Origin of the sequence: Kribbella sp. NPDC005582 (genome assembly GCF_040605415.1) — a bacterium.
In the GTDB taxonomy this organism is placed as follows: Bacteria; Actinomycetota; Actinomycetes; order Propionibacteriales; family Kribbellaceae; genus Kribbella.
In genome coordinates, this window is sequence record NZ_JBEXCU010000001.1 from 1,868,695 (window position 1) to 1,881,785 (window position 13,091).

Sequence of the window (13,091 nt, forward strand, 5' to 3'; positions counted from 1 at the left end):
TCTGTGGAACTGCTGCGCCTCGGCGCGGTCGGCGAGGAGCGCCCGTTCGTGCGCGCCACCGACGGCACCGTCTACGACCTGAGCCCGCTCACCGCCGACATCGACGGTGCGTTCCTGGCGGCCGACGGCATCGCCCGCACCCGCGCCGCACTGGAGGCCGGTGAGCTGACCGCCGCCTCGGCGGACGGCCTGCGCGTCGGCGCCCCGATCGCGCGCCCCGGTGCGGTGGTCTGCATCGGCCAGAACTACGCGGCCCACGCCGCCGAATCCGGTGCCGAGCCCCCGAAGCAGCCGATCGTGTTCTTCAAGCACCCGAACACCGTCGTCGGCCCGTACGACGAGGTCCTGGTCCCCCGCGGTTCGGCCAAGACCGACTGGGAGGTCGAGCTCGCCGTCGTCATCGGCAAGCAGGCCCGGTACGTCGAGACCGACGAGGAGGCGCTCGCCTGCGTCGCCGGGTACGCCGTCTCCAACGACGTCTCCGAGCGCGCCTTCCAGATCGAGGTCTCCGGCGGCCAGTGGTCGAAGGGCAAGTGCTGCGAGACCTTCAACCCGCTCGGCCCGGCGCTGATCCCGGCCGACGAGGTCGACCCCACGAACCTCGACCTCAAGTCCTGGGTGAACGGCGAGATCCGCCAGGACTCCAACACCCGCGACATGATCTTCTCCGTCGCCGCGCTGATCCGCGACGTCTCGCAGTACATGGTCCTCAGCCCCGGCGACATCCTGAACACCGGCACCCCGCAGGGCGTCGCGCTGTCCGGGCGCTTCCCGTACCTGTCACCGGGTGACGTGATGGAGATGGAGATCCAGGGTCTCGGCAAGCAGAAGCAGACCCTGGGCAAGGCCTGAGCGATTTCTGTCGGCGCGGCCCTCTAGGGTCGCGCCATGACAGATGTTTTGGAGCGAATTCGGGAGTCGTACAACACGGTCGCGACCTCGTACGCCGAGCGCGTGGTCGACGGCGCCGACGGGGAAGTTGAAAGCTTCGACCTGCTCTCGAAGCTTGCCGCCGGTCGACCGATTCTGGATGCCGGCTGTGGGCCCGGCCGCACCACGGCTCTCCTCGCCGAGCGCGCCCCCGCCGCTGATCCCAGTCCGGTGATCGGGCTCGACCTCTCCCCCGGCATGATCGAGGTCGCCCGCCGTGACCACCCCGACTTGGACTTCCGCGTCGGCTCGATGACCGCGCTCGAGTTCCCCGACGAGACCTTCGGCGGCGTGGTGAGCTGGTGGTCGATCATTCACCTGCCGCGCGACGTCGTACCGGCGGCGCTCGCCGAGTTCCACCGCGTGCTCGCCCCGGGCGGCGCCCTGCTGATCGGCTTCCATGTCGGCACCGAGTCGAACCACAAGACCTCCGGGTACGGCGATCTGCCGATGGATGTGTACGTCCACCGCTGGCTACCGGAACAGCTGACCGACCTCGCGGTCGCGGCCGGACTCACGCCGTACGAGGACGCCGAAATTCCAGGCGACCGACTGGTCTTCCGGAAGTAAGGTCTGGAGATGACTTCTCGCCTGCGAAGCGTCACCTTCGACGCCCACAACCCTTACGAACTGGCCGGCTTCTGGCTCCAGGTCCTGCGCACCGAGCGCCCGGCCGACGACCTGCCCGGAGAGCCCTACGCAAGCGTACCCACCGAATCCGGGATGCTCATGTTCGAGCAGAACAACGACGGCAAAGCCGGCAAGAACCGCCTCCACCTGGACCTCGAGCCCGACGGCCCCCGCGACGAGGAGGTCGCCTGGCTCCAAACCCTCGGCGCCACCATCGCCACCGACTTCCGCAACCCCGACGGCACCGGCTGGGTAGTCATGCAAGACCCCGAAGGCAACGAGTTCTGCGTCCTCCGAAGCGCCGCCGAACGAGCCGCCACCAGCTAATCGCCGGGTGCTATACGAATAACGTATGGCGTAATACGAAATGTGGCTACGGGCCCGTGGCCATCACCAGCGCGAGGCTAGTTTTGCGGCAGGCATCGTAGGCGACGATGGCCAGGGCATCTTCAAGGTCGGCAGCTGTGCCTTGCAGACAACAGATCTGGGCACCCAGCCAATCTAAATCTTTTGCTCTTGTCTTTGCTCTTGCTCTTGTCTTTTGCTCTTGTCTCTTGCTCTTTGTCCTTGCTCTTGGCGCTACTCAACCGGGGTTTCGCCGATGAGGGTCAGGCGCCAGTCGGTGGACCAGGCGTGGATGGCTACGTCGAAGGTGTCTCGGGTGGCGGTGGCTCGGTGGTGGCCGGATTCGGCGGGGGCTGTGGAGGTGGTCCAGCCGCGGGCTTGGAAGGCTTCGGTGGCGGCGGTGACGGCGGCGGCGGGGTCGGGGGCGCTGGGGTTGCCGGTTTCGACGGTGATGCGGGCGATGGTGGCGGGGCCCTCGCCGTTGAAGAGGACGCCGGGGTTGATCGGGCCGGGGTCGTGGGTGACGACCGGCTGCTGATCCGGTACGACGGCAGCCGCGACGGCGAGGAGTTCGTCGCGCAGGGTGTCGCGGGGGGTGGTCATCGGTGCGGTCCTTCCGGCTGCCGGGGTCGGGTGCCGCCTGGGCGCGCGGCCGCGGGTTCAGGGGCGGCGCGGCCGGGGGACGGGTGGGTGGGGCGGCGGGTGGCTGGAGGCGCCAGGCCGTCGTAGACCTTGTGGGCGACGCCGGCTGCCTTGTTGAGGACGGTGCCCCAGGCAAGTTTCGTTTCCTGCGAGCGGCTGGTGCCGGTGGTGGTGATCGCCGCGAGGTCGCCGCGGACGACGCGGCCGATGTTGCGGAGGGCCTCGCTGTTCACGCGGTAGTACTCGTTGTGCCAGTGGACCGAGACCGCCTCGTCCCGGTTCGTCGCCATCCGGATCGCGTCCGGGAAGGTGGCCGGGTCGGGGCCGTGCCACTCGGAGTACGACACGTAGTCGCCGGGCGCGCGTTCGACGTACAGGCGGGTGGGCGGCTGCACGAAGTCGGCGGCCTCGTCGACGTACTTGGTGATGCCGGGTGAGCCGGTGAGGACGACCCGGTCGGCGCGGCCGCCGTTCAGGAGGGCTTGGCCGACGACGTCAGTGCCGTAGGAGTGGCCGACCAGGGTCGTCGTGGCGTCGGTCAGGTCATCGAGCTCGGTCAGGAAGCGCGCGAGCCGCGGACCGCCGTCGAGCGCGGCCTGCTTGCTCGCGGCCTCGACGAACCCCTGCGGCGAGTCGTAGTCGAGCCAGGCGATGGTGGCCGTACCCGGCCCACCCTCCTGGCGGATCAGGTCGGCCCGGTCGGACTGACCGCGGAAGGTGTCGAGGCTGTTGCCCATCCCCGGAACCAGTACGGCGACGTTCCGCGCCTGCTCGAGATCGCCGATCACCTCGACCGCGCGGCCTTGCCCCTCGGGATCGACCGACAGGAACTGGCGCGGCCGCTCGACCTCGACAACCTTGCCGTTGGCATCGACCGCGGTGCCCCTGACCGGCGTGAGCAGCTCGTCGAGGGTCTTCAACCGCTTGCGCTCGGCATCGGTCGCCGTACCGGCGCCGACTGCTTGGCGGAGACGTTCGCGGGCGGCGAGCAGGCGCGCGTGGTTCTCGCGGTAGCGCTCGGCGAGCTCAGTCATCCGCCACACCCGTTCAGTGGAAGGCCAGGGACCAGCTGCCAGTGTGATGGGACAGGTTGACCGTTGCCAAGGGGCGGACGTCCACATGCCGCAGCGACTCGGCCGGAGCGTCGAGCACATAGAGCACGACCGCCCGGACGACCGACGGGTGCACGACGGCGACCAGGCTGCTGCGTTCCTCGTGGCGTTCGACGAGATCGCCCAGCCAGTCCGCGACGCGGGTGATGACGTCGTTCTCGGTCTCACCGCCCGGAGTCGCCGTGTGCGGGCGCTCCAGCCAGGCGCCGACGCCGGTGGGATCCGCGGCGAGCAACTCCTCCAGTCCGCGGCCGGACCAGTCGCCGTAGTCGCGGTCCCGCAGCGCCGGCTCGACGGTTGCGGTCAGGCCGAGGGCTTCAGCGGTACGGACGGCGGCCGGCTCGGGACCGGCGTACGCGGTGTCGGCCTCGAGCTTGAGCTCGCGGGCAGCCTCCAGGCTCGCCGGGTCCGGGTCGGGGGCCCCGCCGAGGACGAGGCCGCGCAGCGCGGGAGTCAGAGCGTGGGCCACCAGCGTCAACGAGCTCAAGCAAACACCTTCTGTTCGGATGGCCGGCGGGCCACCGTGGCGGCGTACCCGAAACCGAGCAGGAGCCACAGCGTCGCCTGCGTACCGAGCGAGGCGAACCGGAACTGCCAGAGCAGCGTAGCGGGGAACGTGTCCGGAACCTCGTTGATCCGCGGCAGGATCAGGTACGCCGCCACGACGGTCACCAGGAATCCGGCAACCCCACCGGCGAGCCGGGCGACCTCGCCGTACCGGACTGCCCAGCGCGACAGCGCGACCCCGGCCCAGACCGCGAGCAGGCCGATCACGATCGTCAGCAAATAGGTGACCGTACGGCGGGTGATCGTCTCCGGATCGCCGACCGCCGGCGGGTTCGGCGGGTACTTGAGGAACGGCACGAGGACGATGCCGAGGAACCCGGCGGCGGCCAGGCCGAGGGCGGCGTACGCGTCGTTGCCGGTCCGGAGCCTGCGCCGGAGCAGCGTGAAACCGACGGCGAAGATGCCACCGAGAGCGACGCCGTACAGGCCGGTGGCCAGGAACAAGCCGGCCTTCTGCCCGTCGCGGCTGACCAGCGGTTCTTCCTCAGCGGCGGGAGCGGCGTGCTCGTGCTCGTCGCCATGGTCATGGGTGTGCGCGCCCGCGCCGGCCTCTTCGATCGCGATCGCGGCATCGACCCGCGACTCGCCCATCACATAGGCGAAGGTTCCGGCCAGCAGGCCGGCGAAGAGTCCGACGATCAGGCCGCGCACCAGGAGTGATCCGAAGGTGCGCATCCGATCAGTGGCAGGGCACGCCGAGCAGGTGCCGACCGTCGTGCATCAGCTCGTGCAGGTACATCCCCGACTGCGACACGGCCCCCTGGTCGAACCCGACCAGATACGCGAGCAACAGCAACAGACCGACGCTGAGCGCCGAGAGAACGAGCAACCGGGACGAGATCGCCGGTACGCCGACCGACTGGGCAGGAGCTGCCATGAGAACCTCCTGGGGAAGTGCGCGTCCCCTTCGAAAGGCTGCTGGTGCCCGAGCATCCTGACTCGCGAGCACCTGCTCCTCGCTCACAGTGGCGCGGCCGCGCCGGATTCCCACCGGCTTCCCTCAGGCATCGCAGTTTGTCTCCCGAACCGTAGCCGCCCGCCCACCCGGCGGTCAACGGACTGCGCTCCGGGGTGACTATTGCCTCAGTTGACTAGTACGCCGCGCAGCCTGCACACCGACCAGGGCCAGTACGGCGGGGACGCCGAAGGCGACCAGGTACGCCGTGACCGGGGCGTGCGGCTCGATCGCGGCGAACAGGGAACCGCCGACGGCCAGGACTGTTGCTGTTGACAACGAGTCGCTGAGTTGGAGGGCGGAGCTGTTGGCGCCTTGTTCGGCGCGTTCGGAGTACTCGAGGACCAGGACCGACAGGGTCGGGAAGACCGTGCCCATGCCGAAGCCGGTCAGGCCCCAGCCGAGGATGCCGACGACGACCGGGACATGCGGGTTGAGCGTCAGTACGGCGATGCCGATGCCGAGGACGATCGCGACCATGCCGAGCTGCAGGAAGACCGAGGGGCCGAAGCGGTGGTTCGGGCGACCGCGCCACCACGAGGCGAGCGTCCAGCTCAGCGCGCTGACGGTCAGCACCAGACCGGCGAGAGCGGGCGACAAACCACGCTCGCGGGTGAGCATCAGCGGCAGGAACACCTCCGCACCGAACCCGGCCGCGGCGACCAGTCCGCGCAGGGCGATCACCGAGGGCAGCCCACGGCCGAGCGCGAACGTCCGCCGCGGCAACAGCTTCGGCGCGAAGACCACGATTGCGCCCAATCCGACCGCCAGCAAGGCGATCTGCGGTACGCCGTGCTGCTGGCCACCGTAGTTGAGCGCACCGACGCCCAGCGCGGCCGCGATCGCCCACAGCGCCCGCTTGTCCCACAGCCGACCGCGGCGAACGTCGTACCGGTCGCCGCGCGCGAGCCCCGGACGCATCACCAGTGCCGCCGGAATCGCGAGCACCGGTACGGCGAGGAACACGATCCGCCAGCTCGTGTGCTCGACGATCAGGCCGGAGATCGCGGGACCGACCAGCGACGGCACCACCCAGCCGGTCGCGAACGCGGCGAAGATCCGCGGGCGGAGTGCGGCCGGGTAGAGCTGTCCGACGACGACGTACAGGGCGACCGTCAGCAGGCCGGAGCCGAAGCCCTGGATGATCCGGCCGGCGACCAGGACCTCCATGCTCGGCGCGAGCCCGGCGATGACCAGACCGCCGAGGAACCACGCGGTGCCGTGCCAGAGCGGGCGGGTCGGGCCGCGCAGGTCACTCCAGGTGCCGGAGACAACCATCCCGATCACGCCGGAGGCCAGCGGGCCGCCGAACGCGAGCGCGTAGAGGTACAGACCATCGAGGGCTTGGGCGACGGTCGGCATCGCGGTCGTCACGGCCAGCGCCTCGAAGGCGACGAGCGTGATCAGTGCGACCATGCCGATCGTCAGGGCCCGGTACGGCGCGGAGAGCACGCCGGGAGCGCGCTGGTCGGTCGGAGGTTCGGCGGTGGTGGTCATGCCGAACACTCTCCAACTTCAAGCGCGCTTTAAGTCAATCAGAGCGTCGCGGCGAGCACCAGGGCGAGCAGCGGCGGCAGGGCCTGGGTGGCCGCGGCCTGCACCATCCGGCGGTCGGAGGCGACCAGGACGAGACCGGCGCCGGCCATGCAGGCGCAGCTGAAGAGCGCGATCGCGTGCCCCTTGTCCCCGCCCGCGATCAGGCCGCCGAGGGCGCCGGCGCCGAGAAACAGGTTGTAGAAGCCCTGGTTGAACGCCCACGGCCGGGCGACGTTCATCTCGGCCTCGTCCTTGACCAGGAACCGCGTGTACGTGCTCGGCTTGCGGAACAGCAGGCTCTCCATGACGAAGATCGCCACATGGAACAGCCCGGCCACGACCACGAACACCTGTGCGACGACATTCATGGCCGAACCGTACTACCAGGCGAAGGCGCGGGCCGGGTTCCTCCGGAAGATCAGTTCCGCCGTGTCGGCGCCGAACTCGCGCGTGATCCGCGGCCGGAGCGTGGTCAGCAGGAACGACATCCCGGGGCCCTCACCGGTCACACCGCGGGCCTTGGCGGTCGTCGTGTCGCCGCCGAGCAGGAGGCGATCGCCGTACCCGGCGTCGATGAGCTCAGCCAGGCAGTCGAGCAGGTGCGGATCGGTCGCGTTGTTGGCCCGCGACGGCCCGTCGAACGCCAGCCACGCACCACGCTTCGCCAGGTCCCGATGAGCACGCGCGTCCGGGAAGCGGTTGAGGTGTCCGAGAATCACACTCGTCGGCGGTACGGCGAGAGTATCGACCAGCAAATCCAGTACGGCGTCCGCCGCGGAACCGAGCTCGTGGTGAATCGCGATGGGTGCGCCGGTCGCGTGATGCGCCTCCGCGGCCGCGTGCATCACGAACGTGGCGTGCTCGTCGAGCCGGTGGAATCCACCCGCCACCTTGATCAACCCCGCACGGACCGAACTGTTGCCGATGCCAACGGTCAGCTCGTGGTGGAAGATCTCCGCCAGCCGCGGCCGCACCTGCTCGACGAAGCCTTCCGGATAGTGCTCGGCGCGGTGTAATCCAGTCGCCGCAACCAGCGAAACGCCAGTCTGGGTTGAGATCGCGGGTAGTTCTTCAGCTCGTCGTCCCAAGCCGTGCGGCGTCCACTGCACGATCGCCTGGCCACCTGCTGCGGCAAATTCGCGGACCTCAGCCAGCGCCGCCGCCGCGTCATCCAGCTCCTGGCCGGGCAACAGCACCGACCGGAAGAACAGGTGGTCGTGCGAGTCGCACACCCCGAGCCGCTCCGGCTCGAGCTCCCCCAGCACAGTCCGAATCATCACTCCCCCAACCTAACCACCGTTGGGGGCGGCTGGAGAGGGAACGACCCACCCGGGCCGGTGGCGGTGGCGGTGGAACGACCGCACCCCCTGGGCGGTGTGCTCAGGGGGTGCGGGTGGAGCGTCGGTTACGCGGCTTGCTTGCGGGGGCCGCGGCGACGACGGCCGCGCGAGGCGGACGGGCTGTCGCCGGGGCGGGTGGCGGTGGACGTGGCGACCGTGCGGGTCCCCGTGCCTCCGCCCGCGGTGCGGGTTGAGCCGCCTGCGGTGCGGGTGCCCGTGCCTCCGCTTGCCGTGCGGGGTGAGCCGCCGCCTGCGGTGCGGTTCGGCGTGCTGCCGCCTGCGCGAGCGCGGCCAGAGCCGTTGCCTCGGCCTCGGCCTCGGCCACCACCGGAGGGGCTGGTGACTGCGGCGACCGTGATCTTGGCGGGCTCGACGAAGACGCGCTCACCGGGGGCGAGCTCCGCGAGGAGCGGGTCGCCGACCGCGAGCTTGGTGGTCTTGGGGGCGATGCCGGCCTTGCGGGTGAGGTCGCGGACGTCGCGGACCTGGTCGTCGGTCATCAGCGTGACGACCGTGCCCTCGGCGCCGGCCCGGGCCGTGCGGCCGGAGCGGTGCAGGTAGGCCTTGTGCTCGACCGGCGGGTCGGCGTGGATGACCAGGGTGACGTCGTCGACGTGGATACCGCGAGCGGCGATGTCGGTCGCGACCAGCGTCTTCGCCGTACCGGCGGAGAACGCCTCGAGGTTGCGCGTCCGCGCACCCTGCGACAGGTTGCCGTGCAGCTCCACCGCCGGTACGCCGGAAGCGATCAGCTTCTTGGTGAGCGACTTGGCGCCGTACTTCGTGCGGGTGAAGACGAGCGTGCGGCCCGGTGCGGCGGTCAGGTCGACCAGGACCGGGAGCCGGCTGTCGGCCTTTACGTGCAGGACGTGGTGGGTCATCTTCGAGACCGGCGACTGGGCCGAGTCGACGCTGTGCGTGACCGGGTTCGTCATGAAGCGCTGCACAAGGACGTTGACGCCCGCGTCCAGCGTGGCCGAGAACAGCAGCCGCTGGGCCTTGGCCGGCGTCGCCTCGAGGATCCGGCGGACGGCGGGCAGGAAGCCCAGGTCGGCCATGTGGTCGGCCTCGTCGAGGATCGTGATCTCGACCGCGTCGAGCTTCACGTTGCCGGCCTTGAGGTGGTCCTCCAGGCGGCCGGGGCAGGCGACGACGATGTCGACGCCCTTGCGCAGTCCGGTCGTCTGCGGGCCGTGGCCGACCCCGCCGAAGATCGTCATCGTGCGCAGTTCGAGCACATCGGCCAGCGGCTGGATCGAGGCCTGGATCTGGGTGGCGAGCTCCCGCGTCGGCGCCAGGATCAGCGCTCGCGGGGACTTCGGCTGGCGCTTGTTGCCGCGCAGGTACAGGCGCGCCAGCAGCGGCAGCACGAAGGCGTAGGTCTTGCCGGAACCGGTCCGGCCGCGGCCGAGGACGTCCTTGCCGGCCAGCGAGTCCGGCAGCGTCGCGGCCTGGATCGGGAAGGGCTTGGTCACTCCGGTCGCGGCGAGCGCGGTCACCAGAGCAGCCGGTACGCCGAGATCGGCGAAGGTCAGGTCGTCCGGAACCTCGAGCGGGATGACCGAGTCGTACTCGGACGCGGTGACCGGGCTGTTGCTCTGAGCAACATTCTCACCGGTCTTCTTCGCGGCCGGACGCCGGCGCCGCGGCGGGCGGGCGGACGAGGTGGAGCTGGACGTGTTCGTGGCTTGCGTAAAGGGGCGGCGGGCCGCCATAGGTACTCCAAGAATCGTGGGGTCGTCCTGCCCGGCGCGGCCGTCAGGGGCCGCGGCGCTTGGGGGTCGACTGCGAGCACCTCTGTCACAGAGTGCTCCTGGCCCGAGGCAGAACTGGGCGGGCCGTCACAGTCAGTGTACGGCACCGAAGGACCATCCCCCAGCTAGTTTGTCCGAATGACCCGAATCGACCCGCCCACCGTCGCTGCCGAACGCGAGTTGCTGCAGGGATTTCTCGACTTCCATCGGCAGACCTTGCGGCTCAAAGTGAGCGGTCTGAGCGGGGACGACCTGGTCCGGCGCAGCGTGGAGCCGTCCAGCATGTCGTTGCTCGGATTAGTGCGCCATCTCACGGAAGTCGAGCAGTACTGGTTCAAGACCTGCCTGGCCGGCGAGGTGGTTCCCGACCGCTACTGGACGGCTGAACACCCGGACGGCGACTTCGACCTCGTCGACCCCACCCAGGCCGAGGCCGACCTGCAGACGTACGCGGACGCCGTACAAGAGTCTGAGGAGATCGCAGCGCGCTACGGCCTCGAGGACACGTTCCGACGCCCGCGCCGCGAGGAGGAGTACAGCCTCCGCTATCTCTACATCCACCTGATCGAGGAGTACGCGCGGCACAACGGCCACGCGGATCTCCTCCGCGAGCGCATCGACGGCAGCACCGGCGAATAGCTCAGGGCTTGATCGCGCGGATTAGCCCGACGATGTCGTTGGCGACTCCGCGCACGCCGGGGATCCGGGTCAGTCGCAGCAGCCGGTCGATCAGCGGGACCGACCGGTCGATCAACAGCTTGGTACGGCGAAGATCCGCGCTGTCGTCGTGGACCCAGAACAGCACGATCCCCATCTGGAACAGCCACAGCAACTCCGGCAGCTCCGCCGCCAACTCGGCCGGGAGTTTGAGGTCCGAGCCCGCCACGACATGGCGGAAGATCTCGACACTCGCCTCCCGCGCCGGCTGCGACTCCGGACTGAACGGCGACAGCGGACTCTTCGGATCCGCCGCCGTCTTGAAGAACGTCCCCGCGAACTCGTGGTACGGCGCCGATACGTCCAGCCACACCCGCAGTACGCCGGTCAGCCGGCCGGCGAAGCTCTTGTCACCGGCCAGAACGGTCTGAACCGCCTCACGGTGCTCATTCTGCAGGTGGTCGTAGTACGCCTGCATCAGATGCTCTTTGGAGCTGAAGTAGTAGTACGCGTTCCCGACCGAGACCCCCGCCTCGGTCGCGATCGCACGCATCGTCGTCTTGCCGTAGCCCTGCTCGGCAAACAGCCGCAGCGCAGTGGACAGAATCAGCTCCCGCGTCTGCTCACCCTTGGTGGTCGCACTGTCCGTCACAGCCGTCAGCGTAGTCACCCCCACCCCGCTCCACCGTGAGCCGCCGCACCCCGGCCACCGCCTGAACCATCGCGCGCGCCACCGGACGCATCGCCGGAGTCGCCAGCCGGATCGCCGTCCGCCGGTGCTCGTAGGTTGTCCACAGGCAGACGATCCAGGCCCGATCGCCGACATAAACCGAGCCGTCGTCGGCGATCACCGTCACCTCGCGCAGCGTGGCCGCGTGGTCCAGCTCGGGGTAGAGCGCCCGCGCCTCCGCCGACCCCGCCGCGACGAAGCGTGTGCGCACCACTCCTCCCTGGCCGTCGGGAGCCGGCGCCTGCGCGGCCAGCCAGTACTTGAACCGGCGGCACAGGCCGCACTGCGCGTCGTACAGAACTGTCAGCTCCCGCATGGGTCAGTAGCCGTACGGTTCGGGATGCGGAGCCAGTACGGCGTTCGGCGGCACCGGCGGCGTGATCATCCGCTCGGCCTGGCTGCGGCGGCGGATCCGATTGAAGACCCAGACGTTGGCGAGGTGGATGCAGCCGAGCATCAGCATCACGACACCGAGTTTCACGCTCAGCGCCTCGAAAACCCCGCTGGCGTCCGCCACCGGGTCCTTCGAGCGCAGGAACAGCGTCACGAAGCCGAGGTTCAGCAGGTAGAAGCCGACCACGAGCAGCCGGTTCACCGCGTCGGCGAACTCCTCGTTGCCGTCGAACACGTCGACCAGGAAGATCCGCCCGTTCCGGCTCAGCGTGCGGGCGACCCAGATCGTCAGCGGTACGGCGACCGCCAGATAGGTCAGGTACGTCGTCACAGTCATGCTCATGTCGGTTCCTCACAAGTTGAACACGTTCAAATCATCGTGAGTCGACGGTACGCCGTCCGTTTGAACATGTTCAAGTCATCGCCGTCGTGACCTGGGTCTCGCGCTGGAGGAGGATGGCCGGATGACGACCTGGGTCTTCGAAGGAACCGTTCTGCCGTCCGGCGACACCACCCGGCTGACGATCGGGACGGGCGATCCCGAGCCACTGCCCGGCCGGTTCGCCGTACCGGGGCTGGTCGACTCGCACTGTCACCTGACCGTGGGCGCGGACGAGCACGGCCCACGCTTGTACGGCGACGAACTCGCGGCCGAGCGGTTGACCGATCTCGCCGCCGCCGGGGTCAGCGCAGTGCGGGACGTGGGCGGCAACCGGGCCGTCACGCTCAAGCTCGCCAGTACGGCGGACGACAGCCGCCCGGTCGTCATCGCGGCCGGACGTTTCCTGGCTCCGAGCGGCCGGTACTTTCCGCGGATGCACGAGCCGGTCGCTGCCGAGGACCTGCTGGCGGCGGTCGAAACCGAACTGGCCGACGGCGCGACCTGGCTGAAGCTGGTCGCGGACTTTCCCGAAGTCGGCCCGGACGGTCCGATCCGCGGCAGCGTGATCGCCCAGACCTATGGGACCGACCTGGTCGCGGCCGTCGTCGAGCTCGCGCACAGCCGAGGAGCCCGGGTCGCCGCGCACTGCAACACCGAGGTCGTGAGCGAGCTGATCCGGGCCGGTGTCGACTCGATCGAGCACGGCACCGTCATCGGCGAGGCCGACCTCCAGCGGCTCGGCGCCCGCGGCGGCGCGTGGACGCCGACGTTGTGCGCCTCGGTCGGCGAGGACCCGGACGAGAGCGCCGACCGGCGATCCCGCCGGCTCGCCCGCTCCGAGCACCTCGGCGCGATGCTTCAGCTCGCCGGCCAGTACGGCGTTCAGGTGCTCGCCGGGTCCGACGTGGTCGGCTCGGTCGCGGGTGAAGTGGATCTTCTGGTCAAGCACGGCCTGACGGTCACCCAGGCGCTGGTCGCCGCCTCTACCGGAGCGCAGGAGTACCTCGGGCTGACCGGCGACCGGAATCTCGTCACGTACGCCGCGGATCCGCGCGATCACCCGCAAATCCTCGCGACCCCGGCGAGCGTCGTACTGAACGGGACGCGGATCGCTTGAG

General features: G+C 69.6%; 17 protein-coding genes and 1 riboswitch. Of the genes, 5 read left to right on the plus strand and 12 right to left on the minus strand.

Annotation, left to right across the window (positions count from 1 at the left end; translation table 11 throughout):
- Positions 1-3 precede the first annotated feature (3 nt).
- The 3 genes from ABZS29_RS09245 to ABZS29_RS09255 are packed head-to-tail and all read left to right on the plus strand — an operon-like array spanning position 4 to position 1,887.
- Positions 4-852: a fumarylacetoacetate hydrolase family protein gene (locus tag ABZS29_RS09245; protein ID WP_355460061.1), complete on the plus strand. Its 849-nt coding sequence runs from the start codon at positions 4-6 to the stop codon at positions 850-852.
- Between the two features lie 36 nt (positions 853-888).
- Positions 889-1,500, plus strand: coding sequence for a class I SAM-dependent methyltransferase (locus ABZS29_RS09250; protein WP_355460063.1), 612 nt, complete (start codon positions 889-891; stop codon positions 1,498-1,500).
- A 9-nt stretch (positions 1,501-1,509) separates the two neighbouring features.
- A complete protein-coding gene (locus tag ABZS29_RS09255; protein ID WP_355460065.1) occupies positions 1,510-1,887 on the plus strand; it encodes a VOC family protein in 378 nt (125 codons plus the stop codon).
- Between the two features lie 252 nt (positions 1,888-2,139).
- Here the strand turns inward: ABZS29_RS09255 and ABZS29_RS09260 are convergent, their stop codons facing one another.
- From ABZS29_RS09260 to ABZS29_RS09300, 9 genes are all read right to left on the minus strand, one after another.
- Positions 2,140-2,508: a hypothetical protein gene (locus ABZS29_RS09260; RefSeq protein WP_355460067.1), complete on the minus strand. Its 369-nt coding sequence runs from the start codon at positions 2,506-2,508 to the stop codon at positions 2,140-2,142.
- Positions 2,505-3,581, minus strand: a complete 1,077-nt coding sequence (locus ABZS29_RS09265; RefSeq protein ID WP_355460069.1) for an alpha/beta hydrolase — start codon at positions 3,579-3,581, stop codon at positions 2,505-2,507. Before ABZS29_RS09265 ends, ABZS29_RS09260 begins: the two co-directional genes overlap by 4 nt.
- 13 nt (positions 3,582-3,594) lie before the next feature.
- On the minus strand, positions 3,595-4,146 hold the full coding sequence (locus tag ABZS29_RS09270; RefSeq protein ID WP_355460071.1) for a histidine phosphatase family protein: 552 nt from the start codon (positions 4,144-4,146) through the stop codon (positions 3,595-3,597).
- Positions 4,143-4,901, minus strand: coding sequence for a CbtA family protein (locus ABZS29_RS09275; protein WP_355460073.1), 759 nt, complete (start codon positions 4,899-4,901; stop codon positions 4,143-4,145). The genes ABZS29_RS09270 and ABZS29_RS09275 overlap by 4 nt, the downstream gene beginning before the upstream one ends.
- A gap of 4 nt (positions 4,902-4,905) precedes the next feature.
- The gene (locus ABZS29_RS09280) at positions 4,906-5,103 is read right to left on the minus strand and encodes a CbtB domain-containing protein (protein WP_132413373.1); all 198 of its coding nucleotides are present in this window, start codon (positions 5,101-5,103) and stop codon (positions 4,906-4,908) included.
- A 52-nt stretch (positions 5,104-5,155) separates the two neighbouring features.
- Positions 5,156-5,225: riboswitch (cobalamin riboswitch) on the minus strand.
- A gap of 76 nt (positions 5,226-5,301) precedes the next feature.
- Positions 5,302-6,678 (minus strand): MFS transporter, encoded by a 1,377-nt coding sequence (locus ABZS29_RS09285; protein WP_355460074.1) that lies wholly within the window; start codon positions 6,676-6,678, stop codon positions 5,302-5,304.
- 38 nt (positions 6,679-6,716) lie between these two features.
- Entirely contained in the window at positions 6,717-7,085 is a 369-nt protein-coding gene (locus ABZS29_RS09290; protein WP_355460075.1) for a DUF1304 domain-containing protein, read from the minus strand.
- A gap of 12 nt (positions 7,086-7,097) precedes the next feature.
- Complete coding sequence (locus ABZS29_RS09295; RefSeq protein ID WP_355460848.1) at positions 7,098-7,994, minus strand: hypothetical protein; 897 nt, start codon at positions 7,992-7,994, stop codon at positions 7,098-7,100.
- 128 nt (positions 7,995-8,122) lie between these two features.
- Positions 8,123-9,772: a DEAD/DEAH box helicase gene (locus ABZS29_RS09300; RefSeq protein WP_355460076.1), complete on the minus strand. Its 1,650-nt coding sequence runs from the start codon at positions 9,770-9,772 to the stop codon at positions 8,123-8,125.
- A gap of 177 nt (positions 9,773-9,949) precedes the next feature.
- Here ABZS29_RS09300 and ABZS29_RS09305 point away from each other — a divergent pair, with 177 nt between their 5' ends.
- Positions 9,950-10,450, plus strand: a complete 501-nt coding sequence (locus ABZS29_RS09305; protein WP_355460077.1) for a DinB family protein — start codon at positions 9,950-9,952, stop codon at positions 10,448-10,450.
- A gap of 1 nt (position 10,451) precedes the next feature.
- Here the strand turns inward: ABZS29_RS09305 and ABZS29_RS09310 are convergent, their stop codons facing one another.
- Genes ABZS29_RS09310 through ABZS29_RS09320 form a run of 3 tightly spaced genes read right to left on the minus strand, consistent with a single transcriptional unit; the run spans position 10,452 to position 11,934 of the window.
- Positions 10,452-11,120 carry a TetR family transcriptional regulator gene (locus ABZS29_RS09310; RefSeq protein ID WP_355460079.1) on the minus strand — a complete coding sequence of 223 codons (669 nt, stop codon included), beginning with the start codon at positions 11,118-11,120 and terminating at the stop codon, positions 10,452-10,454.
- Entirely contained in the window at positions 11,092-11,514 is a 423-nt protein-coding gene (locus ABZS29_RS09315; RefSeq protein ID WP_355460081.1) for a DCC1-like thiol-disulfide oxidoreductase family protein, read from the minus strand. The genes ABZS29_RS09310 and ABZS29_RS09315 overlap by 29 nt, the downstream gene beginning before the upstream one ends.
- Positions 11,515-11,517: 3 nt before the next feature.
- A complete protein-coding gene (locus ABZS29_RS09320) occupies positions 11,518-11,934 on the minus strand; it encodes a hypothetical protein (protein WP_355460082.1) in 417 nt (138 codons plus the stop codon).
- 121 nt (positions 11,935-12,055) lie between these two features.
- Here ABZS29_RS09320 and ABZS29_RS09325 point away from each other — a divergent pair, with 121 nt between their 5' ends.
- Positions 12,056-13,090, plus strand: a complete 1,035-nt coding sequence (locus ABZS29_RS09325; protein WP_355460084.1) for an amidohydrolase family protein — start codon at positions 12,056-12,058, stop codon at positions 13,088-13,090.
- The last annotated feature ends 1 nt before the right edge of the window (position 13,091 follow it).

Excerpts from the sequence above, each read along its gene's own strand:
- ABZS29_RS09325 (WP_355460084.1), top strand. The coding sequence starts at position 12,056 with ATGACGACCTGGGTCTTCGAAGGAACCGTTCTGCCGTCCGGCGACACC.
- ABZS29_RS09300 (WP_355460076.1), bottom strand. The coding sequence starts at position 9,772 with ATGGCGGCCCGCCGCCCCTTTACGCAAGCCACGAACACGTCCAGCTCC.
- ABZS29_RS09260 (WP_355460067.1), bottom strand. The coding sequence starts at position 2,508 with ATGACCACCCCCCGCGACACCCTGCGCGACGAACTCCTCGCCGTCGCG.
- ABZS29_RS09280 (WP_132413373.1), bottom strand. The coding sequence starts at position 5,103 with ATGGCAGCTCCTGCCCAGTCGGTCGGCGTACCGGCGATCTCGTCCCGG.
- ABZS29_RS09305 (WP_355460077.1), top strand. The coding sequence starts at position 9,950 with ATGACCCGAATCGACCCGCCCACCGTCGCTGCCGAACGCGAGTTGCTG.
- ABZS29_RS09315 (WP_355460081.1), bottom strand. The coding sequence starts at position 11,514 with ATGCGGGAGCTGACAGTTCTGTACGACGCGCAGTGCGGCCTGTGCCGC.
- ABZS29_RS09295 (WP_355460848.1), bottom strand. The coding sequence starts at position 7,994 with ATGATTCGGACTGTGCTGGGGGAGCTCGAGCCGGAGCGGCTCGGGGTG.
- ABZS29_RS09285 (WP_355460074.1), bottom strand. The coding sequence starts at position 6,678 with ATGACCACCACCGCCGAACCTCCGACCGACCAGCGCGCTCCCGGCGTG.
- ABZS29_RS09275 (WP_355460073.1), bottom strand. The coding sequence starts at position 4,901 with ATGCGCACCTTCGGATCACTCCTGGTGCGCGGCCTGATCGTCGGACTC.
- ABZS29_RS09320 (WP_355460082.1), bottom strand. The coding sequence starts at position 11,934 with ATGAGCATGACTGTGACGACGTACCTGACCTATCTGGCGGTCGCCGTA.
- ABZS29_RS09290 (WP_355460075.1), bottom strand. The coding sequence starts at position 7,085 with ATGAATGTCGTCGCACAGGTGTTCGTGGTCGTGGCCGGGCTGTTCCAT.
- ABZS29_RS09255 (WP_355460065.1), top strand. The coding sequence starts at position 1,510 with ATGACTTCTCGCCTGCGAAGCGTCACCTTCGACGCCCACAACCCTTAC.
- ABZS29_RS09265 (WP_355460069.1), bottom strand. The coding sequence starts at position 3,581 with ATGACTGAGCTCGCCGAGCGCTACCGCGAGAACCACGCGCGCCTGCTC.
- ABZS29_RS09250 (WP_355460063.1), top strand. The coding sequence starts at position 889 with ATGACAGATGTTTTGGAGCGAATTCGGGAGTCGTACAACACGGTCGCG.